Source organism: Mesorhizobium sp. M4B.F.Ca.ET.214.01.1.1 (assembly GCF_004791545.1).
Classification (GTDB): Bacteria; Pseudomonadota; Alphaproteobacteria; order Rhizobiales; family Rhizobiaceae; genus Mesorhizobium; species Mesorhizobium abyssinicae.
This window is the reverse complement of record NZ_SRUX01000006.1, coordinates 305,823-331,084: the sequence shown is the minus strand read 5'-3', so window position 1 is coordinate 331,084 and position 25,262 is coordinate 305,823. Positions and strand designations below refer to the sequence as shown.

The 25,262-nt window shown below is 61.7% G+C and carries 19 protein-coding genes and 2 pseudogenes; 4 read left to right on the top strand and 17 right to left on the bottom strand.

The features are described 5' to 3' along the window. Positions 1-8: 8 nt before the first annotated feature. The 10 genes from trbF to EN857_RS15010 form a co-directional block, all read right to left on the bottom strand. Positions 9-734, bottom strand: coding sequence for a conjugal transfer protein TrbF (trbF, locus tag EN857_RS15055; protein WP_091595789.1), 726 nt, complete (start codon positions 732-734; stop codon positions 9-11). Further along, the gene (gene trbL, locus EN857_RS15050; RefSeq protein ID WP_091595791.1) at positions 735-2,057 is read right to left on the bottom strand and encodes a P-type conjugative transfer protein TrbL; all 1,323 of its coding nucleotides are present in this window, start codon (positions 2,055-2,057) and stop codon (positions 735-737) included. Between the two features lie 33 nt (positions 2,058-2,090). Then, positions 2,091-2,816, bottom strand: coding sequence for a P-type conjugative transfer protein TrbJ (trbJ, locus tag EN857_RS15045; protein WP_091595793.1), 726 nt, complete (start codon positions 2,814-2,816; stop codon positions 2,091-2,093). Next, positions 2,813-5,263, bottom strand: coding sequence for a conjugal transfer protein TrbE (trbE, locus tag EN857_RS15040; protein WP_029354937.1), 2,451 nt, complete (start codon positions 5,261-5,263; stop codon positions 2,813-2,815). Before trbE ends, trbJ begins: the two co-directional genes overlap by 4 nt. Continuing rightward, positions 5,257-5,529: a VirB3 family type IV secretion system protein gene (locus tag EN857_RS15035; RefSeq protein ID WP_024502852.1), complete on the bottom strand. Its 273-nt coding sequence runs from the start codon at positions 5,527-5,529 to the stop codon at positions 5,257-5,259. The genes trbE and EN857_RS15035 overlap by 7 nt, the downstream gene beginning before the upstream one ends. After that, positions 5,529-5,837, bottom strand: a complete 309-nt coding sequence (locus EN857_RS15030; protein WP_024502851.1) for a TrbC/VirB2 family protein — start codon at positions 5,835-5,837, stop codon at positions 5,529-5,531. Before EN857_RS15030 ends, EN857_RS15035 begins: the two co-directional genes overlap by 1 nt. Before the next feature lie 12 nt (positions 5,838-5,849). Beyond that, positions 5,850-6,818, bottom strand: a complete 969-nt coding sequence (gene trbB / locus EN857_RS15025; RefSeq protein WP_091595797.1) for a P-type conjugative transfer ATPase TrbB — start codon at positions 6,816-6,818, stop codon at positions 5,850-5,852. Further along, entirely contained in the window at positions 6,815-7,228 is a 414-nt protein-coding gene (locus tag EN857_RS15020; protein ID WP_029354930.1) for a CopG family transcriptional regulator, read from the bottom strand. Before EN857_RS15020 ends, trbB begins: the two co-directional genes overlap by 4 nt. 116 nt (positions 7,229-7,344) lie before the next feature. Continuing rightward, positions 7,345-9,375, bottom strand: coding sequence for a conjugal transfer protein TraG (locus EN857_RS15015; RefSeq protein ID WP_091595898.1), 2,031 nt, complete (start codon positions 9,373-9,375; stop codon positions 7,345-7,347). A gap of 218 nt (positions 9,376-9,593) precedes the next feature. Then, positions 9,594-13,058 carry a Ulp1 family isopeptidase gene (locus tag EN857_RS15010; RefSeq protein ID WP_236387764.1) on the bottom strand — a complete coding sequence of 1,155 codons (3,465 nt, stop codon included), beginning with the start codon at positions 13,056-13,058 and terminating at the stop codon, positions 9,594-9,596. A gap of 922 nt (positions 13,059-13,980) precedes the next feature. Here EN857_RS15010 and EN857_RS15005 point away from each other — a divergent pair. Genes EN857_RS15005 through EN857_RS14990 form a run of 4 tightly spaced genes read left to right on the top strand, consistent with a single transcriptional unit; the run spans position 13,981 to position 16,935 of the window. Then, complete coding sequence (locus EN857_RS15005; RefSeq protein WP_024505654.1) at positions 13,981-14,277, top strand: DUF2604 domain-containing protein; 297 nt, start codon at positions 13,981-13,983, stop codon at positions 14,275-14,277. Next, entirely contained in the window at positions 14,270-14,887 is a 618-nt protein-coding gene (locus EN857_RS15000; protein ID WP_091595799.1) for a putative metal-binding protein, read from the top strand. The genes EN857_RS15005 and EN857_RS15000 overlap by 8 nt, the downstream gene beginning before the upstream one ends. After that, the gene (locus tag EN857_RS14995) at positions 14,884-15,372 is read left to right on the top strand and encodes a Mov34/MPN/PAD-1 family protein (RefSeq protein WP_091595801.1); all 489 of its coding nucleotides are present in this window, start codon (positions 14,884-14,886) and stop codon (positions 15,370-15,372) included. The genes EN857_RS15000 and EN857_RS14995 overlap by 4 nt, the downstream gene beginning before the upstream one ends. A gap of 3 nt (positions 15,373-15,375) precedes the next feature. Then, positions 15,376-16,935, top strand: a complete 1,560-nt coding sequence (locus tag EN857_RS14990; protein WP_091595803.1) for an E2 ligase fold family C protein — start codon at positions 15,376-15,378, stop codon at positions 16,933-16,935. Positions 16,936-17,149: 214 nt separating this feature from the next. On the opposite strand, the pseudogene EN857_RS14985 reads toward EN857_RS14990, so the two are convergent. The 7 genes and pseudogenes from EN857_RS14985 to EN857_RS14955 form a co-directional block, all read right to left on the bottom strand. Then, positions 17,150-19,617: pseudogene (locus EN857_RS14985) on the bottom strand (S8 family peptidase). Positions 19,618-19,634: 17 nt separating this feature from the next. Next, positions 19,635-20,619: pseudogene (locus EN857_RS14980) on the bottom strand (ATP-binding protein). Positions 20,620-20,975: 356 nt separating this feature from the next. Beyond that, positions 20,976-22,946 (bottom strand): relaxase/mobilization nuclease RlxS, encoded by a 1,971-nt coding sequence (gene rlxS, locus EN857_RS14975; protein WP_126038545.1) that lies wholly within the window; start codon positions 22,944-22,946, stop codon positions 20,976-20,978. A gap of 179 nt (positions 22,947-23,125) precedes the next feature. Further along, positions 23,126-23,809 carry a lytic transglycosylase domain-containing protein gene (locus EN857_RS14970; RefSeq protein WP_024505647.1) on the bottom strand — a complete coding sequence of 228 codons (684 nt, stop codon included), beginning with the start codon at positions 23,807-23,809 and terminating at the stop codon, positions 23,126-23,128. After that, positions 23,797-24,273, bottom strand: a complete 477-nt coding sequence (locus EN857_RS14965; protein ID WP_245492526.1) for a S26 family signal peptidase — start codon at positions 24,271-24,273, stop codon at positions 23,797-23,799. Before EN857_RS14965 ends, EN857_RS14970 begins: the two co-directional genes overlap by 13 nt. A gap of 68 nt (positions 24,274-24,341) precedes the next feature. After that, positions 24,342-24,611: a helix-turn-helix domain-containing protein gene (locus tag EN857_RS14960; protein WP_029354917.1), complete on the bottom strand. Its 270-nt coding sequence runs from the start codon at positions 24,609-24,611 to the stop codon at positions 24,342-24,344. Positions 24,612-24,791: 180 nt separating this feature from the next. Then, positions 24,792-25,115, bottom strand: a complete 324-nt coding sequence (locus tag EN857_RS14955; protein WP_029354915.1) for a DUF736 domain-containing protein — start codon at positions 25,113-25,115, stop codon at positions 24,792-24,794. Positions 25,116-25,262: the final 147 nt, after the last annotated feature.

The following is a 25,262-nucleotide window of genomic DNA, read 5'->3' as shown; positions in this document are numbered from 1 at the left end:
TTTATCTTTCATTGGTGGACTCCGTCGGAGAAAGGGGGGGGTGGGACGGCGCTGTCGAGCTCGCGTGACCAGTCAATGGCGTTGATGAAGACGCCGAGCGGATTCTTGCGCAGCTGATCCGTATTGCTTGGCGAGCGGATCACGATCGTGAGGATCGCAGTCCAGCGCATCGTGCTGGCAAGGCTTCCGCGCTCAAACACCTGCTCGGTCCATTTGACCTGGAATGAACTTTCGGAGGCCCTGACCACGCTGGTGACCTGTACCGAGACACTGCGCGTTCCGATCTGACCGAAGGGGTCGTTCGCCTTGGCGTATTCGTTGAGGAAGAGCGCTGCGCGATCGCTAGCAAAGTCGTAAGCTGCGAACCAGTTCTGCCGTACCAAAACCGGATCGGTGGAAACGGAACGGACATTCTGGATGAAGCGGCCGAGATGCCAGGCGATCTGAGCATCCGAGGGCTCATAATTCCGGATTGCCGGCGCGACGGCGCGCGTCTCGCCGAAGCCATCGACCTCGACGACGTAAGGCACGACACGGCTTTGCATCGACTGCCATACGAGTCCGCCGGAAAGTCCGGTCGCCAAGGCCAGGCACCCAAGGGCCATGAGCCGCCAGTTCCTGGCCTGCAGTCGAGATGAGCCGATGCGCTCGTCCCACAGCTGGGCGGCTTTTTGATACGGCGTGACCGGTTCGGGTGTTTTGCCGTAACGGTGCACGGGTCGCTTGAAGAGCATCTAGTCATCCTTGTCGTTGAGAGAGGGGTTGGCGCTGCCTCCCGGCCGGTCTCCGTCTCGGACAGCTTGCATGGCAGCGTGGCGATGTGCACGGGCGGTCTGTTCAGAACGTAGGCGCCTTGCCCACGTCGGCGCCGAAACAGTGGCCGAACCGGCAGAGCGCTCGGTCATTGACGCGGTCGGCGTGCCGCCGGTCGCGGTCCACGCGGCATCGCGCCCGGCATCGGCGTTGCGCCCAACACTTGCAGTGGCGGATCGCGCTACGCGTATAGCGGCGCCGCCAGCGGCACTGGTTACACCATGCATTCCAGCAGCCACACCGGAGAGGCCAACGTCGGGCGAGGTTGCGCGCCCGATCTGCCAGGACGTGGAAGCAGCCGATCCCATTGTTGTGCCGGCGCGGATGGCGGCGAGACCGCCGCTGGTTGCCATACGCGCGCCAGAAAATGCCGTGCCTCCAGCAACGAGTGATACACCCGCTGCCGCCGCGGTCGTGCCGAGGGCGGCGCCCGCGCCAAGCTGCGGTGCGCCTGAGACAAGACCCGACGCGATCCCCGGCCCAAAAATGCCAAGGCCAAGCAGTGCCAGTGCGCCCAGTACCTGGGACATGGCAGCGGCCAGATCCGGCTCCTTGCCTTGCAATGCGGAAGCGAACTCCCCGAAGAGCGTGGAGCCGATGCCGACAATGACGGCGAGCACCATCACCTTGATGCCTGACGAGATAACATGGCCGAGCACGCGTTCGGCCAGGAACGCTGAACGGTTCCAAAGTGCGAATGGAACCAAAACAAAACCTGCCAGCGTGGTGAGCTTGAACTCAAGGATGGTGATGAAAAGCTGGATGGAAAGGATGAAGAAGGCGATGATGACCAGGAACCAGGCCATCAGCAGCACGAAGATGGTCAGTGCGTTGCCGAAGATTTCCGGGAAGCCCAGGAGCTGACTGGCTTGGTCAAGCATTGGCCAAGCACCTTCGAAACCGGTCGCGGCAATGCGGCCCGGGCGCAGGAGATTGTCTGCCGACAGATTGCCGGCCGACGCATTAATCCCGAGACCGGCAAAAGAACGATAAATGATATCGGCGAGGTTCTTGAAATTGTTCAGGATGAAGGCGAAGACGCCAACATAGAGCACCTTGCGGACAAGCCGGCCGAGAACGCTGGTCTCCTCGCCGAGCGCCCACGCCAGGCCGGCAAGTGTGATGTCAATGCCGATCAGAATGGTAGTGAGGAAGGCGACGTCGCCCGAGAGCAGACCGAACCCGCTGTCGATGTAGCGGATGAAGGTCTCCATGAAGCGATCGATGACGCCAAGGTCGTTCATGCCGCTGCCTTCCTCGTCGTGATGAACTCGTGATTAATTGCCGGGATAAGCCGAGCCGGTACCCAAGAATCGCTTCGTCATCTCGCGGGCGGCTTCCTCTGACTGGGCCTTGCGGGCGGCATCCTCGGCCTCAGCTCGAAACTGCGTTGCGAGCAGCGTCTGGATCTGCATCTGCTGCTTTGTCGAAAGCGCTATCAGCTGGTTGGTGGCCTGGCTTGCCTGAAGCGCACCGGCCGCCCCTTGGCTGCGGTTGACGAGATCGGCGAGCAGATCGCCGTCGGCGCGGACGTTCTCGACGATTTGCGACTGGACCCCCATGGTCTGGCGGAACGCCTGCATGGCGCTTTGCCAACGCTCGCGCGCAGCACTCGCCACATCGCTGACCTTGATCGTGGCGTCGTAGCTTTCCGGATATTGGCTGCGCCACTGGTCTTGAAGCTTGCCCAGATCAAAGCTGAGGCCACTCGCCTGGTCCATCAAGCCGTCGATGCGATGGAGCGAACCGGTGAGTTGGCCAACGGAAGAGAAATCCAGACGCTGAAGATTGCGCGCCATGTTCTGCAGCATGGTCGCCTGATTCTGCAGCGACTGGATCTGGTTGTTGATCTGCTCCAGGGCGCGCGCGGCCGTCAGCACGTTCTGCGCATAATTGGACGGATCGAACACGATAAGGGCGTAGGCGGGCTGCACATAGTCGGCCATAGGCTTGGCGATCAGGGAAACGGTGATCAGGCCGGAGAGAAGGCGTCGCCGCATCATGCTAATTGCTCCTTGTCTGGTTGAGGGAATTGCTTGAGAAGTTCGCCGGCCCAATCGAGGCCGCGCGCGATCAGGAACTGCGAGGCAAAGCTGCCTTGCCCGTCTTCGGACAGGATCCTGTCGATCAGAGTCTGCGTGGCCGGATCGGAAGCACCGCAAAGCGCAAGAGCGATGGGGCCAAGCCCGAGCTCGAACAGACGGTTGCCGCGGCGCGATTGCAGATAATACTGACGCTTCGGCGTGGCGCGGGCGATCAATTCGATCTGCCGCTCGCTTAAACCGAAGCGTTCGTAGGCTGTGCGCGCCTGGGGTTCCACGGCACGATCATTGGGAAGGAAAATGCGCTGCGGGCAGCTTTCGATGATTGCCGGCGCTATGGCAGAGCCCGCGATATCAGCCAGCGACTGCGTAGCGAAGACAACCGACACGTTCTTCTTTCGCAGCACCTTCAGCCATTCGCGGATGCGGGCGGCGAACAGCGGATTGTCGAGATAGACCCACGCCTCGTCGAGCATGATCAGCGTGGGCCGTCCGTCGAACCGTTCCTCAAGTCGCTGGAACAGATAGGTAAGCACCGGCAGCAAAGCGCCTTGGCTGTGCATCAGCTCCTCGGTCTCGAAACACTGCACATCCGACAAGGCCAGCCCATCATGATCGGCATCGAGCAGGCGGCCGAAGGGACCGTCGAGCGTGTAGGGCATCAATGCGGACTTCAGCGCATTGGATTGAAGCAGGACCGAAAGGCCGGTCAGTGTGCGTTCCTGCGCCGGCGCGGTGGCAAGGCTGGCCAGCGCTGACCAGATAGCCTCCTTCACCTCCGGCGTGACGGTGACGTTCTCGTGGGCAATAAGGCTGGCGATCCATTCGGCCGCCCAGCTTCGGCTAGCCTGGTCGTTGATGCTGCGCAGTGGCTGAAAGGCAAGGGAACCGTCCGCTCCTAGCGCGTGGTGTTCTCCACCCATGGCAAGTGTTGCAGCACGGGCCGAATTGCCTTTGTCGAAGACATAAACCTGGGCGCCGGCATAGCGCCTGAACTGCAGAGCAATCAGAGCAAGCAGAACCGACTTGCCGGCGCCGGTCGGACCAACAGCCAGCATGTGGCCGACATCTTCGACGTGGGTGGAAAGCCGAAACGGTGTCGACCCGCTGGTCTCGGCAACGAGAAGCGGTGGCGCTTCGGTTTGGGTGACTTTCGCGAGATACTCGTTTGTCGCAGGACCGGCCCAAACCGACGACAGCGGCATGAGATGGGCAAGGTTCAAAGTATGAACGAGCGGTTGGCGAACGTTAGCGTAGACATGGCCAGGCAATGAGCCGAGCCAAGCCTCGACCGCATTGACGCCTTCTCGGATCGTGGTGAAACCGATCCCATTGATGATGCGCTCGACCGCGCGAAGCTTCTCTGCAGCGGCTTGGCGATCCTCGCCCCACACCGTCACGGTCGTGGTGAGATAGCCGAAGCTCACATGATCGCCGCCCAATGCCTGAAGGGCTTCGTCGGCATCGAGCGCCTTGTTGTCGGCATCGCTGTCGACAAGCGGGACCGGCTCGTTGGTAATGACCTCGCGTAGGATTGCCACGATCGATTTGCGCTTGGCAAACCACTGCCGGCGCAACCGCGTCAGCGTCTTCGTGGCTTCCGTTTTCTCGAGCGGAATGAAGCGCGTCATCCAGCGATAGGCGAAATCCTGATGATTGAGGGCATCGAGAATCCCGGGCCGGGTGAGGTTCGGAAAGCCGAGGATGGTCAGTGTGCGAAGATGCTGCTCACCCAGCATCGGCTCCAGGCCACCGGCAAGCGGCGCATCGACCAGGATGGCATCCAGATATATCGGCGTTTCCGGGACCATGATAGGATGGCGTCGAGGCGAAATCGTGCCGTGGAGATAGGTCAACGTCTGAGCATCATCGAGGACGCGTACTTCGGGCATGAAGCCCGAGAAGAGATCGAGCACGCGGTTGGTCTCGTCACGGAACCTCGCCAGATCCTGGCGCCAGTCTCTTTCTCCTTGGGAATAATGAGAGTCGACGAGCGCGCTTTCCGCGCGCGCCTGGGCGTCGGGCGGTGGCATAAACACTAAGGTCACATGATAGCGGCTCTCGTAGTGCGCTACCTTCCCCTCGAAAGCAGCGCGGCGTTCTTCGTCGACCAGCCACGACGCGGCGTCAGGAAAATGCGAGTTCGGATAGCCCAGCGCTTCTATGCGCTCGGCCTCAAAGAACAATGCCCAGCCAGAGCCAAGGCGTCTGAGAGCATTGTTCGCCCGGCCGCAAATGCCGACGAGTTCAGCCTCCGTCGCACTTTCGAGATCCGGGCCGCGGAACCGCAACGTCCGCTGAAAGCTGCCGTCCTTGTTGAGCACGATGCCGGGCGCCACCAAGGCAGCCCAGGGTAGATGGTCGGCAAGCCGGTCGGCTTTGCTTCGATATTCCGAAAGGTTCAGCATGCAAGCCACCCCTTCAGACGAAGGTGGCGCACAAGCACGCTGGCGAAGTCCGGATCGCGTCTTGCGGCAAAGACCGCTAACGAGTGGCCCGCGATCCAAAGCACCAGACCAGCAATCCATTGCTGCAAGCCGAAGCCAATGGCCGCGGCCACTGTACCGTTGAGGATCGCCACCGCGCGCGGAGCCCCGCCGAGCAGGATCGGCTCGGTCAGCGCCCGGTGGACCGGTACTGCGAAGCCCTCGATATGCTGCTCCCCGGCGGCCATCAGACGAGCGCCCCACCACCGAAGGAGAAGAAGGAGAGGAAGAAGCTCGATGCCGCGAAGGCGATCGACAGACCGAAGACGATCTGAATCAGGCGCCGAAAACCACCGGCGGTGTCGCCGAAGGCAAGCGTCAGGCCGGTGGTGATAATGATGATCACCGCAACGATCTTGGCGACCGGTCCCTGCACCGACTCCAGGATCTGCTGCAGCGGCTGCTCCCACGGCATGCCGGAGCCGGCCGCATAAACGGGGGCCGTGATAAGAAACGCGAGCGCTGTGGACGAAAGAAAGCGAAGCTTCTTGCGCATGAGGAAGGCCTTTCAAAGCTGCTGGAGTTGCGAAAGCGTGAGCGGGGCAACGGCGTAATCGCCGCTGCCGTCGAGACCGGTGACCTCGGCGATTGCGTCGATGTGGCGCGACGAGCCGCGGCCGGCGATGAAGACGAGCAGGTCGACGGCATCGGCGATGAGGCGGCGGGGAACGGTGACGACTGCTTCCTGTGCGAGCTGCTCGATACGGTAGAGTGCGGAGCGCGCCGAATTGGCGTGAACCGTGGCGATGCCGCCGGGGTGCCCGGTGTTCCATGCCTTCAGCATGTCGAGTGCTTCCGCACCTCTTACTTCGCCGACGATGATGCGGTCGGGCCTGAGCCGCAGCGTTGAGCGCACGAGATCGGCAAGGGTGACCGAGCCCCGCCTCGTTCTCAGGGCAACGCAGTCCCTGGCCGCGCACTGCAGTTCGCGCGTGTCCTCGATGAGGATCACCCGCTCGTCGCATTCTGCGACCTCCGCCAGCAGCGCATTGGCAAGGGTTGTCTTGCCCGAAGACGTGCCGCCGGCGACCAGGATGTTGCGCCGCTCGCGGACTGCCCTCTTGAGCACATCGACCTGCAGCGGCAGCATGATCCGGTCCGCGACATAGTCGGCCAGCGTGTAGAGCTTTGCCGCTGGTTTACGGATGGCAAAGCATGGCGCGAGCACGACCGGCGGCAGCAGACCCTCGAAGCGCTCGCCCGACGGCAGTTCGGCACTGACAATCGGATTGTCCGCGTGCGCCTCGACCCGCACATGGGAGGCGACCAGGCGGATGATGCGTTCCGCCTCGGACGGGTGCAGATGCACGCCCGTATTGACTCGGCCCTCGCCCAGCCGGTCGAGCCGCAGCGCACCGTCGGGATTGACCATCACCTCGATGACGGACGGATCGGCAAGGGCTTCGGTGATTGCCGGACCCAGGGCGGTGCGCAGCATGACACGCCGCCGGTGGTCGGCCTCGGGATGAGAGCTCATCCTTCCCCTCCCCCACCATTGTCTTTGCTAAGCGACCTTTTGCCGGAAGCGATCTGGCGGCCGACCTGCTCAACGAATTTGTCAAAACGCTCCTGGGCAATCGCCTGGGTCGCCCTGTCCGGCACAGGCGTGTGGGCATGAAGCGTGATCGAAAAGCGGATGAAGAGCGCCAGACTCTCCAGGATCACCTCGGCATCGCGCCTGACGTGGGCAAGGTCGCGGGAGAGCCGGTCAAGCCTTACGCCGTAGCGCCGATCGAACTCGTTCTCGCCACGCCGCTCGATGAACGCCTCGACCGCCTTCGCCACGATCGCTGATTTGGTCGTTGACGGATCGCGACTGAGGTTGTCCAGTTTCTCGCTGAGCTCCGGCTCAAGCAGAAACTGATGGCGAATGCGGTGGGGCTTCATGCGGCTCGTTCCGACGGCCCGGCGTTGCGCCGGCGACGGGAGAAGGATCGGCCAGACGCTCAAAATTGCTTATGGCCGTTATCTACGCTGAGATGCGCTCTGCAACTCAGCGGACTTCAGAAGCCGGGAATGACATCTTTGTCGTCGCCCCTGCCCTCGTTGATACCGTAGGCGCGGGCCGCAGTGGAAATCCGATCCATGACACGCTTGTCCGCGAGCGCTTCGCTGTCATCGTCTGCGGGCTTCAACAGATCGGCCTGATCGGGCTCTTGAGAGACAACAACGTCTTCTACGGGCAGGCTTGGATGGCGTTGCTGCTGAACGCCTCCCTCGTCTTCAACTGGCGCGTCGGCGCTTTCGTCGTCCGCAGCAAGTCGGCTATCGACGCTGCACACTTGTCCAGTCCAGCCGTCCGGGCGTGATGCAGGGCAGTCCGCATAGGGACCGTCGCGCAGCACCGGCGCAGGCAGCACCCGGTCTGTGAAATTCTGATCCTGATAATAGCGCAGCTTCTTGGCGCGGATCGGCGGCAACCCAGAAACCAGGACCAATTCGTCTGACGGCGGCAATTGCATCACCTCGCCTGGCGTCAGGAGCGGGCGCGCGGTTTCCTGGCGGCTCACCATGACATGCGAAAGCCAGGGCGCAAGCCGATGGCCCGCATAGTTGCGCATCGACCTAAGTTCGGTTGCGGTGCCGAGGGCATCCGAGATGCGCTTGGCCGTGCGTTCGTCATTGGAGGAAAAGGCAATTCGCACGTGGCAATTGTCGAGAATAGCATTGTTCTCGCCATAGGCCTTTGAAACCTGGTTCAAAGATTGTGCGATCAGATAGGAGCGAATGCCATAACCTGCCATGAAGGCGAGCGCCGTCTCGAAGAAGTCGAGGCGACCGAGCGCCGGAAACTCGTCCAGCATCATGAGCAGTTGATGCTTACGGCTCTTCTTCGGGTCCCCCTCCAGGCGCTCCGTCAACCGCCTGCCGATCTGGTTCAAGATCAGTCGCACCAAAGGCTTGGTGCGCGAGATATCCGAAGGCGGCACGACCAGATAGAGCGACAGCGGTCGCTCTCCATCCACTAGGTCAGCGATGCGCCAGTCGCAGGACGAAGTGGCCGTCGCGACCGTTGGATCACGATAAAGCCCGAGAAAGGACATGGCGGTCGAGAGGACGCCTGAGCGCTCGTTCTCCGACTTGTTCAGGAGTTCGCGAGCCGCCGAGGCCACTACGGGATGGACCTGAGGGTTATGCCCCGTCCCGAGATGGTTTGTCGTCATCATCCGCTGTAGCGTTGCGGCAAACGAGCGTTGCGGGTCCGACAGGAAGGTGGCGACGCGGGCCAGCGTCTTTTCCTCTTCAGCGTAGAGCACGTGCAAAATGGCGCCAACTAGGAGTGAATGGCTGGTCTTCTCCCAGTGGTTCCGTCGCTCCAGCGCGCCCTCGGGATCGACGAGGATGTCGGCGATGTTTTGAACGTCTCGGATCTCATCTGGGCCTTTGCGTACCTCCAGCAGCGGGTTGTAGCGTGCCGATCTCGGGTCGGTCGGATTGAACAGAAGGCAGTACGAGAATTTCGACCGCCAGCCGGAGGTCAACTGCCAATTTTCGCCTTTTATATCATGAATGATGGCAGACCCGGTCCAGGAAAGTAGCGTTGGAACAACCAGCCCCACGCCCTTGCCCGAACGCGTCGGCGCAAATGCCATGACGTGCTCCGGGCCGTCATGGCGCAGATAGCGATCGTTCAGCCTACCGAGGAAAACGCCCGCCGGCCGTAACAACCCTGCCGTCTCGACCTCATGAGTCGTGGCCCACCGTGAAGACCCATAGGTCGTAACCGACCCGCGCTGTCGCGCGCGCAAAAGCGAGCCAGCGATTGCGGCGGCACAGCCCAGGAATCCGCTGGCGCCTGCAAGCGTACCGGCTTTGTCGAAGACCTCCGGCGCATAAGCATCGAAGTGGAACCACCATTCAAACAGCTTCCACGGCTTGTAGATTGGCCAGCCGGCGAAGAGAAACCATGGTGCGCCGAGAGGCGTCTGGTAGGTCAGCATTTGAGCGCACCATTGGGTTGCCGTCCATACGCCGATAATGACAATTGCGCACACAACGGCGATCTGCCCGATCAGTAGCTTCGTAGGTGTCATCGGCTTGGCCCGCTGAACAACGCGACCTAGCATCGCGCGGCGCAGCCGGGACAGGAATGTTCCTCACATACGATTTGGGAGCAATGAACGACTTCCTACGTATCAGGTCGGTCAGCACGCGTGTTGCGCCTTCACGCGACACCATCCGCCACTCCATCCTTTCCATTCACCCTGAGGCCCGGCGCCGCCGACAGTTGCGTGACCGCTCCTCCGCAAAGTTATCTTCTGCGTTCAGGGAGCCACGGCGCCTGGGCTGGCTGATGAACACCGTCCGCTCGCGCATGTGGGGTCGAATTGATTTGTGCCCAAGTGGAGGCAGGCTCGTCTTCCAACAGTTGCCGCAGTTCCCCTGGCTCGAACGCCATCATCGGTGGGGAAGCGGGTTCATCCTCCAACAGTTGCCGCAGTTCCCCTGGCTCGAACGCCATCATCGGTGGGGAAGCGGGTTCATCCTCCAACAGCTGCCGCAGTTCCCCTGGCTGGAACGCCATCATTGGTGGGGAGGCAGGCTCGTCCTCCAACAGTTGCCGCAGTTCCCCTGGCTCGAACGCCATCATTGGTGGGGAGGCAGGTTCGTCCTCCAACAGTTGCCGCAGTTCCCCTGGCTCGAACGCCATCATTGGTGGGGAGGCAGGCTCGTCTTCCAACAGTTGCCGCAGTTCCCCTGGCTCGAATGCCATCATCGGTGGGGAGGCGGGTTCATCCTCCAGCAGCTGCCGCGGCTCTTCCTCGTGCGGCAAGCGCCTCCTTAGCCGGTCTTGCAGCGCCTGCCGATCGGCAACGAGGTTGTCGAGGGGCAGCGGCTCGTGGTCTGGCCGCTGCCCTTTCACCAATCGTTCAACCAGCGCCCACGTGCCCTCCAGGACAAATACGCCGCAATCATAATGGTTCGTCTGTCTGGCCATGGGGGCTGGCGCCAAGGTGGCATTCAGCAGTCCTGCGAGCTGTTTTGCAGGCACGTCGTTATATCCCTCTCGCTGGAGGGAGTCGTAGTGATAGGCGAACCGCCTTTCCGGGTCGCGGCGATCAACGAGCAGCAGCGACCAATGGGTGCCGGGGCTAGTAGCCGTGCCATTATTCACTGGCAAGAACAGGAAGTCGGCTGTGGCGTTGTTTTGATTATAGATGGACTGCAATATGCCTCGAGCGTCTTGCGGCGACGTGTGTCGCAGTAGATGGGATACGGAAGGATCCACCAGCCGAGTCCGGGCAGCGAGCGCCGGATTGATCCCCTGCAGTTGCCCCTCCAGCAAATTGTAATCTCTCTGGATATGGGCGTCGCTCAGCCATTCGGCGGCGCCGAGCACCCGCCCCGTTGCAACGTTGGACGGGGCTGTCGGATCGAGCGCCCCGATCTGAGCCCCAGAGGAACTGGTAGTCAGTGTGGTCACATCAACCAGTGGAAGGCCGCGGTAGGTGCCTGGCAGCCTAGCGGTTGCTGGCGAGGCGGGTTGGGGAGCTCTTGCCGGTGCCGCTGGCCCAGCTTCAGCAGCGGCCCCAACGCGCCTGGTGACTGCGTCTGCCGGATGAGCAGAAAGGACAGTTTCGCGCCCGAGCACAATGCGCGGCAGGATATCCCGGAGGTGAGCCAATGCAGAACTGATACTTAGCCTATTACCATAGGAGACAGCCTTGAAGCTCTCAACATCTTTATCCAGCGATTTGTCGTGAATCCGAGCCGCAATCCCAAGCTTGTTATTTTGACGCAGGTACTGACTAAAATGTCTAAGAAAATTTGTATAGCCGCCCACGGTATCTGGATTCCGTCCGGTCGCAGGCGCTGCCAGGTACTCCTTGGTCGAAGCGGCTCTGTAATTTCTAATGAGCTCGGCATCGTCAGGATAGGGGATCACGACAGGGCGAGCCATAATCTGGGCTCCGCCTGTCGACTTCTTGAGGTAACGCAGTGCGCCAGCCACGGTGGAGGAACCACCCGTACTCTCGTACTCCTTGAGATCCTGATCCAGCGACGAATGGTAAAGCCGAGCAGCAAACCCTGGCTTGTTGTTTTGAAGGAGCCACCGACTAAAGCCGAAAAGAGAATTTACATTGTAAGTGACCGTGTTCGCTTTGGCCTTACCCGCGTGGAATGCTGCCCTCAGCCCTTCGATAGCGGTCGCATCGTTGGAATAGACAGGACGCTTGTCGGCACCGTCGGGGACTACAATTGGACGATCCGGCTGCACTGTCGAGGGCATCGACCCACCACCTCCGGGATGCGGTGCTGGGGTGGATTCGTGCTCATCCCTCTGCCTGACGAGCTGCGCCTCACATTCCGGTGTAGCCACCTTATGAGGATCCTGCATCGGTTCGATCCCCTCCATCTCCTGCTGCAACCAAGCCAAAGCTTGGCGAGCGGCCTGCGCGGCTTCATCAACCGCGGAGGATGTCTCCACACCTCTGGCGGACGCCGGCAGAGCCTGCTCCGCCCGCCGTCGAAAGAGCTCTGGCGAGGCGGATTTCTCCGCCCACAATCTGGGCTGCGTAGCGAGTCCCCGTCCAGATTTATGTGGCACCGCCTCGCTTGGCAGCGGGCTGCTCCTGTCCCGTGCAGCTACCAGCTCCTCCGGGGCGCCCTGGTCGCCGTGGCGCCAGTTCAAGTGAGGGACGGCCTCTCCAAAGTCGGGCGCTTGGTGTTGGTGCGCGGTTGGGGCGAGAGACAATGGTAGATCGGTGCCCTCCTTATAACCTACCGGCAGGAGCTCCTCTGGCCAATCGAATCCCTGCTGTGGTGCGGTATGCTGAGCAGCGTCGCCACGGGGACGAGCCTCCATGCTGACCGCGTTTTCCAGATGATTCCCGAGTATAACGCGCGGCGGGTTCTTGCGGAGATAAACCAGCGCAGATTCGATCGGAGCTCCACCATTAGAGGAGGCGGCCTTGTAGCTCTCAACATCTTTATCCAGCGATTTATCGTAAATGCGACCCGCAATTCCGAGCTTGTCATTTTGACGTAGGTAATGACTGAAATGGTTAAGAGCAGTTGCGTAGCCGCTCGCGGATCTGAAATGTCTGGTGAGCGCGGCGTCGTCAGGATGGGGGTTCAGGACAGCGCGACCCACAATCGGGCCGGCTCCGCCCATCGACTTCATCAATTGACGCAGTGCGCCAGCCACGGTGGAGGAACCACCCCTACTCTCGTACTCCTCGAGATCCTGGCTCAGCGACGGATGGTAAAGCCGAGCAGCAAGCCCTGGCTTGTTGTTTTGAAAGAGCCAACGACTAAAGCCGAAAAGAGAATTTGTGCTGCGAGTGACCGTGTCCGGCCTGGCTTTACCCGCAAGGAGTGCTGACTTCAGCCCTTCGATGGCGGTGGCATCGTTGGAATAAACAGGACGCTTGTCGGCACCGTCGGGGACCACAATTGGACGATCCGGCTGCACTGTCGAGGGCATCGACCCGTCGAGATGCGGTGCTGGGGTGTATTCGTGCTCGTCCCCCTGCATCACAAGTTGCGCCTCCCGTTCCGATGTACCCACCTGATGGGTGGGGAGTTGCATCATCACGCGAGCGCCTGAGTTGCCAACCTCACCTGGTTGCCGCTCAGTGACAGCATGCTGCAGATTGCTTTGGATCCTCTGCCTCTTCGTTGGTCTCAACTCACCTTTACCATGCGAGCCATTGACGAGGACCTCCTCGCCTGGCGCACCCATCAACTCGTCCGCCGCCTGCAGTTCGCCCAAGTGCTGCTCAAAACCGGCTTGGCCGGCCTGTCCGCTTGCTCGTGCGGTACGGCGTGCTGCACCTGCAGCCAAGCTGCCACGATGAATGTCTAGTTTGTACGGGTGCACGCTATCCTCACTTCCACAGATCACATGAGCAACCTACTCAGGCAAGCTTTCGAGAGGCTGACGAGGTCCGCCGCCGCGGAAGGCGAAGGCTGGTTTTCTGCTCAGCGGTTGACGGCCTCGCGTGTTGCGGCCGCGCCGGGTATCACGCCAATCAATCTGAATAGTCGATGCGTCAAACGAACCAGGATGGGATTTTCGTAGCGGGGCTGCTCTACTCACTCTTGTCCTGAGGGCAGAATTCAACCATATCGCCGAGCAACTGGATGCCGATTGGATACCCGATCCGGAAAGCTTCAGCTCCTATGTGACGCGATGATGAGGCCTGGTCTCGCAGCGGCATGCGTTCCGAGAGATGCTGCACCAGGTACGAGGCGACCTTATCCAACAAGGCACCACTTGCGCTGTTTTGTGGAGACGAGCGTCGGCATGCATCCATGCGGGTGCTTGAGTGGTGAAGACTCTGAACGACGGTTCCTATGGCGCTGCCGGCGCAATCAGCTGCTTGGGGACGCGTGACGCAGATCAAAGCTCCCCTTGCCGAGCACGGAGCAGGCGAGTGAGAGAGCAGATGAATAGGCGTGTCGCCAATATTTTCGCATTGCTCTAATCGATTATAGTTGTGAGGAGCAATTTGAGACCATTTACTTGCGGCTCAAGTCACCCATAAAAGAAGGCAAGCACCGATTCGGTAGCTTATCCCCTGTCTTTCGCGTACTCGCGGCCGTGGCGCCGGGTGAACGATTGAAGACCGCCGGTCTCACTCGCAGGTGGGTGCCAGGGCGTGGGGCGGTTGGCAAGCCACAGGAGTAGGACAATGTCGAAGGATTCGGGTAAGGGCGATAATCACGGCGGCGGACCGGGCAAGATCGAGATCACGGTGGTGGTGAACGGCCAGCCCACGCAGGTCGAAGCCAATCCCAACCAGCCGCTTCACGTCATTCGTACCAAAGCCCTTGAGAACACGCAGAATGTCGCCCAACCAGCCGAGAATTGGGAATTCAAGGATGAGGCCGGCAACTTGCTCGACGTCGACAAGAAGCTTGGCGATTTCGGTTTCCCGAATACTGTGACCCTGTTCCTCAGCCTGAAGGCGGGCGTCGCAGGTGCCTAAACCCCAAAGTGTGGATCCGGAGGTCTCCCGAGCGAAGTTTGATCGGGAGATCGGCCGGTTCCGGCCATATGCTGATGTCTATCGGGCTCAGGGCTGCTTCTTGATCGAGGCGACTTTTCCGCGCGCTTTCTTCATTTTCGCCAGCCCCAAGTTAAAGCCACGGGTGGTCAGCGCAGCGAGCGAGGTCGACTTCACCGACTACGACTTAAGACCACCGTCCGTGGTCTTCGTCGATCCGTTTACGCGTGATCCGATTGCCCGGAAAGATCTATACCTGAAAATGCTTAGACGTCCGCCGCTGCCCGGAACGCCGCCGGAGATGATAGGAGCTCTCATCCAGCAGAACGCCGTGCCGCTGACGGACTTCATCCAGGCCAACAGTCCCGAGGACGAACCATTCCTGTGCATGGCGGGCGTCCGGGAATACCACGACAATCCAGCCCATTCAGGTGATCCATGGCTACTTCATCGGGGTTCTGGCGAAGGCTGTTTGGCCTTCATCCTGGACAAGATCATCAAGTACGGAATCGTTCCTATAGAGCAGTTGCAGATTCAACTCCAACCGACAATCGTAGGAATGGTGGTATCCCCTCAGGCGATACAAGAATGACTGGTTTGAGAGATGTAACGATCGTGACTCTCCCGCGCGGCTGCATCTCGACCACGCATGGGCATCTGCGCTCAGTTGGTCGCGAGGGCAATGAGGGGATGGCACTTTGGGTCGGCGTTCAGGAAGACCGGCACTTTGCCGTAACAGAGACGGTTATCCCGGCGCAGCGTCACATTCGAACAAACGATGGCGTTTGCGTGATCGTTGCGGCCGAAGAACTGCACCGGCTCAATGTCTGGCTCTACAAAAGCGGCCTGAAACTCTTGGCCCAGATTCACAGCCATCCGGGCCGCGCCTACCATTCGACGACGGACGACGCTTATGCGGTTGCTACCACGGTTGGGTGTCTGTCGCTGGTGGTGCCGAATTTCGCCCGCGAGCCTTTCGATTTTGCTCGGGTCGCCGCCTATCGGCTTGACGAAAAGGCCAAATGGAATGCGCTCCCTCCCGCGGCACTGTCGCGAATGATCATGATATCGAGTTGAACAATGGCATTCGCTAACTTCATCGATCGCGCCGCCACGGCGGCATCTCAGGTCCTGGCCGATTTTCATCTGGGAGACTTCAAAGCAGCTCTTGAAAAGCAGGTCGTGGCAGTCGCCTTCGACCATCAGGCCGCTTCCTGCGCCGAAGGCCAGGCGACATTAGATCTTGCGGTGAGATTGCTCGCTAGGCTCTACCCGGTTCTGGCGATACTCCCGCTGGACAGCGCGGCGAGCTCTCAAGCCCAAGCGCTGGAGCGCTTGGCAAAGTCGATCAATCCAAAAGTCGGCATCCGGCGTTCCGGCAAGTCTGCCACCGTCTGCGTCGTTGCAGGGGTAACGCGCCCATCACTCCGGTGCCCGATCTTTTTCGTGGGATCGGACGGTTGGGCGGCAAAGCTGTCGCGTACGGACCCGGTGGGCTCTGGCCCAAGTCTGCTGCCTTATGGAGCTGGCGCCGCCAGTTGCTTCGGCGCCGCCAACGTCTTTCGAACTATCTTCGCCGCCCAGTTGACCGGCGCCGAGTTGGACGAAACCATCGACCTCTCGCTATGCAGCTACGACAAGACCAAAGCCGGGGAGGCTGGCCCGATCGACTTTCCAGTCGACCTTGGCGAAACCCACCTCGTTGGGCTCGGTGCGATAGGCCATGGCTCGCTTTGGGCGCTAGCGAGACAACCCGATCTCAAGGGTCGTCTGCATGTAATCGATCACGAAGCGATCGAACTCTCAAACCTGCAGCGCTACGCATTGGCCGGCCAGGCGGAGATTGGTATGTCCAAGGCGGTTCTTGCAGCCACCGCCCTTAGATCGACTGCCCTTGAGGTCGAGGCGCACCCTCTGACGTGGGCAGAATATGTTGCGCGCCGGGGCAATTGGGTCTTCGACCAAGTGGGTGTGGCGCTTGACACCGCCGCCGACCGTCTGGCTGTCCAAGGTGCACTGCCGCGATGGATCGCAAACGCTTGGACGCAGGAGCACGATCTCGGTATCTCCCGGCATGGTTTCGATGACGGCCAGGCTTGCCTTTGTTGCATGTACCTGCCATCCGGAAAATCCAAGGACGAGCACCAGCTGATTGCCGAGGAACTCGGAATACCGGAAGCACACGAGCAGGTGAAAACGCTCCTGCAGACCAATGCCGGAGTTCCCAACGACTTTGTAGTTCGCGTGGCTACAGCGATGGCTGTGCCGTTTGAACCGCTAGCCCCGTTTGTCGGCCAGCCCCTGCGCTCCTTTTATCAGCAGGCTATCTGCGGCGGTCTGGTGTTCCAGCTTAGCGAAGGAAGTCGCCGCGTTCGAACTGTCGTTCCGATGGCCTTTCAGTCGGTGCTTGCCGGGATTATGCTTGCCGCGGATTTGGTCAAACATAGTGCGGGGTTTCCCATGAGCCCGACGACGAGCACTCGGGTGAATCTTCTGCGCCCCCTTGGCTCTCACTTGCACGATCCGAAGGCCAAGGACTCCAGCGGCCGCTGCATCTGTAGCGACGACGATTTCATTGCCGCTTACAGGCGCAAATACGGCGAGCCCGTTGATCAGGTAAGCGATGTCTCGGCCGCCTAAGCAGACGCGCACCTCTCCGTGGACGCAGGGGGCGCGGCTTGTGGGCGTGACCATGGGCGCCATTATGACACGCTTGGCCCGCTCCTTTGCCCGCCTATCGTCCTCCGCGCATGATCCCTGACACCTCCTTGCCGACGTGATGATCCAGCACCAGCCGCCATGGCACCAGAGGCTGGTCAAACCTCCGTTGTTGGCCGGTTTGGACAGTGCTGCATCAGGTCTCGACCGACGTCTCGACAGTCAGGGCTGCTTCGACGGGTGTGAAGATGTCAACATCGACCCCAGGCGCCCGAATCGTCACAATCAGGGCGTACCGAGCCAGAGCGTCGACGCGTTCCAGGTAAGGCTTCTCCTTCCACCAGCCCCCGACCGGGAACACGCCGATCGCGTCACGCTCGGCGAGATCGGCGGCGCTGCCCGACCAGAAATCGGCGTGCAACGAGCCGCGATCGCGGAAGGTGCCGAGCAGCCACTCTTCTCCGCCTCCAGCAGGCGCCCCTTCCTCCTCGTCCCGAGCGGCCTGATTGATGCGGGCTCGGAATTCGTCGACTGTCTCGGTCGCTGACTTTACTCTGAACCGAAGACCATGGGACGCGTAACGATGCCGGCGGGTCCATCCGCGTTCACCGGGGTTGGGTTCGATGAAATAGGACAGCGTGACGCGGAGCTCGACCTGGGCAGCGCCGAGCGCCGCGAGCTGCTCCTTCGGCCAAGGCAGGCGATGCAGCTTCATGTCACGCGTTTTGGCAGCCGCGCCGCCCTCGCGCTGGAAAGGCTGAAGCTCATCTTCAACGATAAGCGTGAGGTCGTTCACCGTTGACAGAAGCGCGCGCCCAAGATCTGGCACGCCATAACCATAGCGCCGCACGAGCGCCTGGATCTCGCCCTTCGCTCCGTTGCACGCATCGATGCGTGCGCGCATCGCCGGAGTCCATTCGGCCGAGTGGACGATCAGGGCGCGAACCGTTTCAGGCCACAGCTCGGGGCGCGCTGATAGAATTAGTCCCGCCATCCGTGCGGCATGGGCCGTTGCCGCGCTCGTATCTCCGAGGGTGGTGAAGTGGCGCAGTTCGGGTCGATAGAAAGTGGTCAATATCTGCAGATCGTCGATCGGCTCGCCAGGCAACACACCGTCATGGGCGAGATTGCCGCCTTCGAAGACGACCTCGGGCTTCACCGGCCACTGCCTGTCCCAAACGACCGAAGTGCGACTGCGCGGCGAGAGCTCGCCGACCGGCGCGATCGGAGCGTAGCCCGCAAAGTCGGTGTCAATGATATCGACCTTTTCTGTGAAAGCGCCGACCGTCAGCGCATTCCAGGCCTGAGAAGGATCATCGACTGCTTCCAGATCGTTGCGCGTCAAATGCTCGGCCGGCATGAGGTCATCGCCGATGTTGCCGGCAGAGAGAACGATCAAGCGTCGCTGTTCCTCTTCGAAACAGAGTTGGTCGATAGCGGCAGACCACGATGTGGGCCTTCCACGCGCCGGACTGGCGCTTGTCACAGCCATTGCGATCGCGCGGCGGCGCTCCGGCGCCTGCACCTCGGCGCGGGCGATCGCTTCCGCGGTGATCGCGCCATAGAGTTCTGGATCGTTTGCCTCGTCTTCTGGCGGAAGGATACGAACACTCTCCAGCCGAAAGGGCAATGGAACTGGATCGCCTCCGACCAGGAGCGGGACCAGATCACCGTACAGGCCGACACCTGCCATTCGCGTCCCGTGGCCGCTCCACGCAGGTGTGTCGTCGCTGCCCCATGCCGGTTTGACGGTGTGCCAGTCTTCAACGGCAAGTGCGGGTTCGATCAACGGGTGGGTGCGACGCACGCCGCTGTCGAGAATGCAGACCGCAATATCGGTTGAGGCGGTCTGACGCGCCCGAGAAGCTCGTCGCTCCAGTCCCTTTGCTCCGCGCCGCCAAGGCCCATGAAGAAGGACGGCGTATCCTTCGCGCGCCGCAGCTCGGCGACGACATCGCTGTGCGCAATCATGCGGTCGAGCATTGCCGTGCTGGCGAGTGCCAGCATGACCACCCGCTCCGGAAACCTGACCGCATGCGTGCGCAAAGTGATGTTCAGGGCTTCGGCAATGTGCTCGAAGTTCTCGCGGCGACCGTCGCGCAGCCAGACTTCCCACCACACCTGCTCGTCAGCGGCCTGGGGGAAGAGGTCGTCGTGGTCGGTAAACAACGATCGTGCAGTCGCCAGCCTGACTGTCTCCATGCGGGAGACGAGCGGCTCGTTGCGCGGTCTGCCGCGGTCAGTGTCAACGTCTCGATACGCCTCGACTTTCCGCAAATAATAGGCTTGCGCGCTTTGCGGCAGGAACACCGACGCTGTGATGGGAGCACCGGGTTGAGTTGGCTCATGGACGGCGACCAGCTCCATGTGCTGGCGACGATCGGCCAACTGGTCGAGGGCCGCCCGTCCGGACATGGGCAGATCGATCTCGAGATAAAAGCCAGGCGTGCCGACCGACAGCTGGGGGTCACGCGCCGCAATCTGCTGGCGTGCACTTTCGACCGCTTGTTCGATGGATTGCGTCAAGGCCGCAGCATGCGACGCCCGATCACGCGCCGGCAGCGGCGGTGCATGTATAAGTTGGTTGGGCCGCCGATAGGCTTCCCGAATGCCGTTGTTGCGAAGGTGGATATGGGCGCGGTCGCGCGGAAAATCGTCTGCCATTATGATCTGTGCTGTCGCTACTCAGACAGCGAAGCCTGCCGGCGTTCCTTCAGAGCGTCGATGAGCGCTTCCGAGGTGATCCGCCCCCCCCCGCAATATGATGGTTTTTGCAGCGTCGTCGGCCGCGCGGGTGATCTCGGCCTGCGACAGTCTCTCTGCCTGAGAGATCGCCTCGTTCCAGGCAAGCCCTCTGGTGTCGAAGCGGTCGAGTCGAGCCCGAAGCAGCGCCTCGATAATCGGCCGATCGGGCACGGCGTATTCGATGACATCGTCGAAACGGCGGAACAAAGCTCTGTCGAGCAGCTCGGGATGATTTGTTGCCGCAATAATCAGGCTGTGGCTGTCGTCTTGCTCGAGAAACTGCAGAAACGAATTCAGCACGCGCCGAATCTCGCCAACATCCTGGCGTTCGCCTCGACGCGCGCCGATGGCATCGAATTCGTCAAAGAAGTAGACGCCCCGCGTCGCCTGCATTGCATCAAAAACAAGCCGCAGCTTTCCGGCAGTCTCTCCCATGAACTTGGTGATCAAACCATCGAGGACGATCGTGAAAAGGGGCAGATGAAGCTCCCCGGCCAATGCCGATGCGGTCATCGTCTTGCCTGATCCTGGCGGGCCGACCAGAAGCAGTTTGCGACGGGGAACAAGCCCGTGCTCGCGCAAGCTTGCTTGTTGGCGCTGCTCTCCCAGCACGCGGTGCAGGCGCGAGCGCAGACTGTCCGGCAAAATCATGTCGGTCAGTCGCAGGTCCGGATAGCGCACATGCAGGAGCCCTGCGAGCTCGCCCTTTGGCTGAAAAAGGGGAACCGGCCGACTGCTCTTGGCAATCCGGGCGTCCCTGCTCTTGGCTGCGTCGACCAGATCCTTGAGCTCCTGAGCAAGCTTGCCATGGCCTTGACGTGCCTCATGCGCAGCAAGCTGCATCGCGATAGAGAGGAAACGATCCTCGTCGCCGGCAAAGTGGCTTTTAAGCAGCGTCACGATATGGCGGGCCGTGGTCATGGCTCTCTTCTGGGGTATCCGTTTACTTGGCGAAGCGCATGCAACCTAAACGCTTTCAACGGCGATTTGTATCGCGCAATGGTGTTTTTTCTCTTGTCGATGTTCGCCCGTGGCAACTTCAGCGGTGAACTGTTGCGCCGCGGTCATAGGCCAGCCGGAATAACGCCGGCCAGCAGACAACAGTCCGCATCTTCGAGCGCTCGAAGTCTGGCCACTCACGCAGCGTGTCGGGTCCGAACGCTCCAAAGCCGCCCCGCCTGGCAGGTCCATGCGACCGATTGCGGGCGTGCGGCCATAAGGTCTACGCGGGCTCGCATGGCTGCCCGCGCCGCTGGCTAAAAAAGCTGTACACCATCTCACGAAACACCAGGTCCGCTCCTTTGCCGGCCGACGGTCCATGAAATCCCCTCCCCACTCACGACACCGGAGACCTCCTTGCCCACATGGCGCTCAAGCACCGGCCGCCATGGCACCAGCGTGAACTCGCGCGACTTCTCAACGACGGCATATTTTCCGCTGGCAAGCTCGACGGAGCGGCGGAGCGTACCCTCTACTCGTCCTCCGGATCGCGCTTCGGCATAGGGCAGGCCAAGTTCCTCCGACAGTTGGCCAGCAACACGGTTCAGTTCTCGCTGGCGCAGGATCGAAAGCATGTTGGCTCGATAGACGATCCGATCCTGTTCTTCATGCGCGTGGCCTTGCGCGATCAGCCACTCCCGCCGGCGAGCTTGCGCCTCTCTCACGTCGCAGCCGAAGCCGGATCCGTGCAAAGGCTCGGGTCTATCGGCAACCAGCTCCCGGTCGAGCCAGGTGGCGCCGTTGAAGCTGACCTGTCGCTCCAGCGCCATTGAGGAGAGCTTGTCGACAACGAAAGGCTCGGCCCTGGCCCGCTGGCCCTCATAATTCGCGACGCGATCGAGATGGTCCGGCGCGATGAGCCAGGTGCCGTTCGGCTCTCGCTCAACGCCGCCGGTCGCGCGGCGGATCGCCTCCAGCCGCCGCACATGCGTTCGCGCAAAGCTCTCGGTGGCGGATGGGTCATGCTTCAGGTGGATATCGACGTCGTAACGGCCGCCATTCGCGGCGGCGATTTCGGCGATGGTACGATCGACCCGCCTCGGCTCGGTGTTCCTTGGCGCGACACGCACGATGCAGCCATTAGGCATCGTTTCCATCGCCTCGCCTCTACCGATGTCGATCCAATGGCTCTTACCGTCGACGGCGTCGACGATCATGTAGTGGCGGTCATTGATCTCGTCGGCCAGTCCACGCGCGACAACGCGACCGACGAGAGACTGGACGGGCTCGCCGGCTCGATCGTGGATCACCCAGTCGGCGGCACTGCGTGCAAGCCCCTTGCCGGCCAGTTCGCGGTGGATGGTCTTGATGATGTCGCCGCGTTCGCCGGTGCGGCGCAGCGTGGCTTCGAGCTCATCGTCGAGGCGCCAGGAGCCAGCGCCGACCTCCGCGGCCAGACCCATCCGCTCGAGCTTGCGCAGCCGTCCCTGGTGCAGCGTCTGGCGAATGGCGTCGGGACCGCCCGGCGAGACCAGCCCGTCATCATCACGCATGCTGAGCAGCCGACGGTCGATGCTGGTGAAGCGTTCCTGCTCCATTTCCCGGCGCAGGCGAAGCTCAATCTCGCGGTCGGTTCGCGGACCGAGATCGAGGCTGACCAGCTCGGCCGCCCGCTCGCGGATGCCAGATGAGATATATTCGCGCGCGATGACCAGGTTCTCGCCACGGTCGTCCCTGCCTCGGACGATGATGTGGCTGTGCGGGTGGCCGGTGTTGAAATGATCAACCGCGACCCAGTCGAGCTTCGTGCCGAGGTCTTCCTGCATCTGCGCCATGAGCCGCCGCGTCAGCGCCTTCAGGTCTTCATACTCGATGCCGTCTTCGGCAGCGACGATGAAGCGGAATTGGTGGCGGTCGCCGTCCGCGCGATCGATGAACGCCTTGCCGTCGACGCGGTCGCTGTCGGCGCCGTAGAGCTCGCCAGGCGCACCTTCTCGGGTGACGCCGTCGCGCTGAAGATAGCGTAGATGGGCACGCGCCCCGTCCGCGCCCTTGCCGGCGAGCTTGACGATCCGCGCCTTGACGATCACCCGGCGCTGGCGGAAGGCGGCATACCGGTCGCGCGATTTCAGCAGCGCCGCAGCCGCCCCGCCGCGCCCTGTCCGGCTGCCCGTGAAGCGACCGCCGGGCTGGGGCTGGCCGCCGGCTCGGTTGACGGCTGCCCGGACTTGACCGGCATAGCGTTTGCCTGCCTTCGAGCCGCGCGACCCGATTTTGCCGAGCTTCGGCCTGAACTCGTCATCCTTCATGCGAGCCTCCCAGACATATCAAGCAAAATCAGACACTTACACGTCCAACCCTCTTGGCACCGGCGGCAGCCTCCTGGAAAAACGATGTGCAGACAAAGATTTAACCGCCTCCTGGAGGCGGTACCTTTATCTTGCCTTACGCGCCCAGCCCCGCCAGACGCGCCCCCGTCCGCCCATGGCTAACGCACCGGCTCCTTCGGCTGCGCGCCGTCCTTGCCGAGCGGCACGAAGAGATCGCCGTTTCGCACGCCTGAGTGAACACCGTCATGAATGAAGAACAGCGACCGTCCGAGAGGAGCGATTTGCGCCTTTGGAGCGACAGATTGGCTTTCGAACGCCTCGATGTCGGCCGCCGAAACTCCGGCCGCCTTGAGTTGGTCGAGGTACTCGACGGTCTCTTCTGGCAGCGGTTTGCCACGCTTCAAATGCTCGTCGTAGCGCTCGGGACCGGCATTGTAGGCGCCAAACAGGCCAGGAAATCCGAAGCGGTCATACATGGCGCTGAGATAGGCCGTGCCGGCCAGGATATTGTCGCGCGGATCGTGGGGGTTAGGCCCAAGGCCGTGTTCGACCCGCATCTCCTCATAGGTGCCGGGCATCACCTGCATGAGGCCCATGGCGCCAGCGGGGGAGGTGATGGGGCGGCCGCCGCGCATTGTCTTGCCGCCGCTTTCGGCAGCCATGACGGCATAGATCCAGGCTTGGGGAATATGGAAGCGCCGGCTTGCTTCCGATACCAACGTCTGCCACTTTCGCAGCTGCGGACTTTGGGAGATGGCGACCGGCTCAGCGCCGGTCGAGGCGGAACAGGCGCATGGCGCAATGGCGATCATGCCCAACAAGAGGAGGGTCACTCGGTCCATAGCGGTACGAGCCTCCCGATGACATTTTGAGTGGGAACAGGCCCGAAATAGCGGCTGTCGAAGGAGCGGTTTTTGTCGCTGCCGAGCAGGAAAACCTCGTTATCCCCGAGCGCTCGGCAGCCGTTCCACCATGGCAAAGGTCGGCCTTCGGCGTCGATTTTGAGCCGGCGCGCGACGATGTCGCCGCCGATGATGATGGCGTCATTGAAGGCGCAGACATTATCGTCCGGCAGCGCTGCAAGACGTTTTGCCAGCGGCACATTGCGAGGCAGATAGCTGCGCTCGGCGGCGAGATACGCCGCGTATTCAGGCGGGCGCACGAGCACGAGATCGCCACGCGCCAGCGCTCCCGCAGCGATGCGGTAAAGGCCGATCGGCGCGCTGGCCGAGGCGTTCCAGACCAGCCAAGGGGTGGGCTTTCCCAGCGCCGTGAAGCCCAAAAGACCGAGACCGGCCGCGGCCAAGGCGACCGTCTTACGGGCTCGAACACGCCTCAGGCGGCTGCCGATCAGATGGATGGAAGGGCGCCGCCTCATGAACGGCCTCCCGTGCCGCCCTGGCCGGAACCGGCCTTGCCATCGCCGGCGGTGGAGTGCTGCGGGTGTCCTTTCGACCAATGGTCGAGTTCGTCGATGTGATAGCGGACATAGCGGCCGTGCTTGCGGAATTTCGGGCCGCCGCCCTTGAGCCGCATCTTTTCGAGCGTGCGCTGGGAGAGCCCGATATAGAAGGCGGCTTGGGCTGTGCTGAGAAACGGGCTGCCCTTTTTCGCGCGGGCCGCGCGTTCGTTTTCGTCGTCCATGATGATCCTCGTTTCGCTTCGGACAAGCGAGGGCGAGGATGGGCGAGGGAGATCGTCTCGGGGACGGGCGAAGAGTCGGGGGAGAGTTTTCGCCGCCCTTTAGGGCGGACGGGGTTTGGGTGGAACTCCTGGGAATGAGCCCCGCGCCGGGGCTGCGGCGCGAGGCTCTATCTCGGCCGGTCAGTCGGCCGGGTTCCAGATGATGGCGTAGGTGTCGTGATCGTCCTGGCCGGCGGCGCGGCCGAGATTGGCGTAGAGCTTGCGCGGTCCGAACTCCGGCGCTGCAATCGACAGGCTCACATAATCCTTGCCGGAAGTCTCGCCGGTGCGGATCCAGCCGGCGCCAACTTCGACTCCTTGCGTAAGCACCCGGAAGTCGGGATGGTTGTCGGCGCTCTTGGCCTGGTTGGGGACGATATCGATGTCGGCGCGGACGCTGAGCGTCTTGAGCTGGCCCTTGTAGGCGCCGTTTTCCTGCTTGTTGACGTAACCGATCGCGGTCATTTCGAAGTCTCCTTTTGTGGTTTCGCCGGGGACCATCCCCTGCGATGGCGCACCGTAATGGGCGCGTCAGGACCGCCTGAATCCGACAGGGCCGCAGCGACAGCGAAGGATCCGAGCGGGCAGCTTTTTTGTGAGCGAAGCGGCGCG

Coding starts and splice junctions, on each gene's coding strand:
- EN857_RS15030 (WP_024502851.1), bottom strand. CDS start 5,837: ATGCGCAAGAAGCTTCGCTTTCTTTCGTCCACAGCGCTCGCGTTTCTT.
- trbJ (WP_091595793.1), bottom strand. CDS start 2,816: ATGATGCGGCGACGCCTTCTCTCCGGCCTGATCACCGTTTCCCTGATC.
- EN857_RS14955 (WP_029354915.1), bottom strand. CDS start 25,115: ATGACCGCGATCGGTTACGTCAACAAGCAGGAAAACGGCGCCTACAAG.
- EN857_RS14990 (WP_091595803.1), top strand. CDS start 15,376: ATGGCATTCGCTAACTTCATCGATCGCGCCGCCACGGCGGCATCTCAG.
- EN857_RS14970 (WP_024505647.1), bottom strand. CDS start 23,809: ATGGACCGAGTGACCCTCCTCTTGTTGGGCATGATCGCCATTGCGCCA.
- EN857_RS15035 (WP_024502852.1), bottom strand. CDS start 5,529: ATGGCCGCCGGGGAGCAGCATATCGAGGGCTTCGCAGTACCGGTCCAC.
- trbL (WP_091595791.1), bottom strand. CDS start 2,057: ATGAACGACCTTGGCGTCATCGATCGCTTCATGGAGACCTTCATCCGC.
- trbE (WP_029354937.1), bottom strand. CDS start 5,263: ATGCTGAACCTTTCGGAATATCGAAGCAAAGCCGACCGGCTTGCCGAC.
- EN857_RS15005 (WP_024505654.1), top strand. CDS start 13,981: ATGTCGAAGGATTCGGGTAAGGGCGATAATCACGGCGGCGGACCGGGC.
- EN857_RS14995 (WP_091595801.1), top strand. CDS start 14,884: ATGACTGGTTTGAGAGATGTAACGATCGTGACTCTCCCGCGCGGCTGC.
- EN857_RS14960 (WP_029354917.1), bottom strand. CDS start 24,611: ATGGACGACGAAAACGAACGCGCGGCCCGCGCGAAAAAGGGCAGCCCG.
- EN857_RS15015 (WP_091595898.1), bottom strand. CDS start 9,375: ATGACACCTACGAAGCTACTGATCGGGCAGATCGCCGTTGTGTGCGCA.
- rlxS (WP_126038545.1), bottom strand. CDS start 22,946: ATGAAGGATGACGAGTTCAGGCCGAAGCTCGGCAAAATCGGGTCGCGC.
- trbB (WP_091595797.1), bottom strand. CDS start 6,818: ATGAGCTCTCATCCCGAGGCCGACCACCGGCGGCGTGTCATGCTGCGC.
- EN857_RS15020 (WP_029354930.1), bottom strand. CDS start 7,228: ATGAAGCCCCACCGCATTCGCCATCAGTTTCTGCTTGAGCCGGAGCTC.
- trbF (WP_091595789.1), bottom strand. CDS start 734: ATGCTCTTCAAGCGACCCGTGCACCGTTACGGCAAAACACCCGAACCG.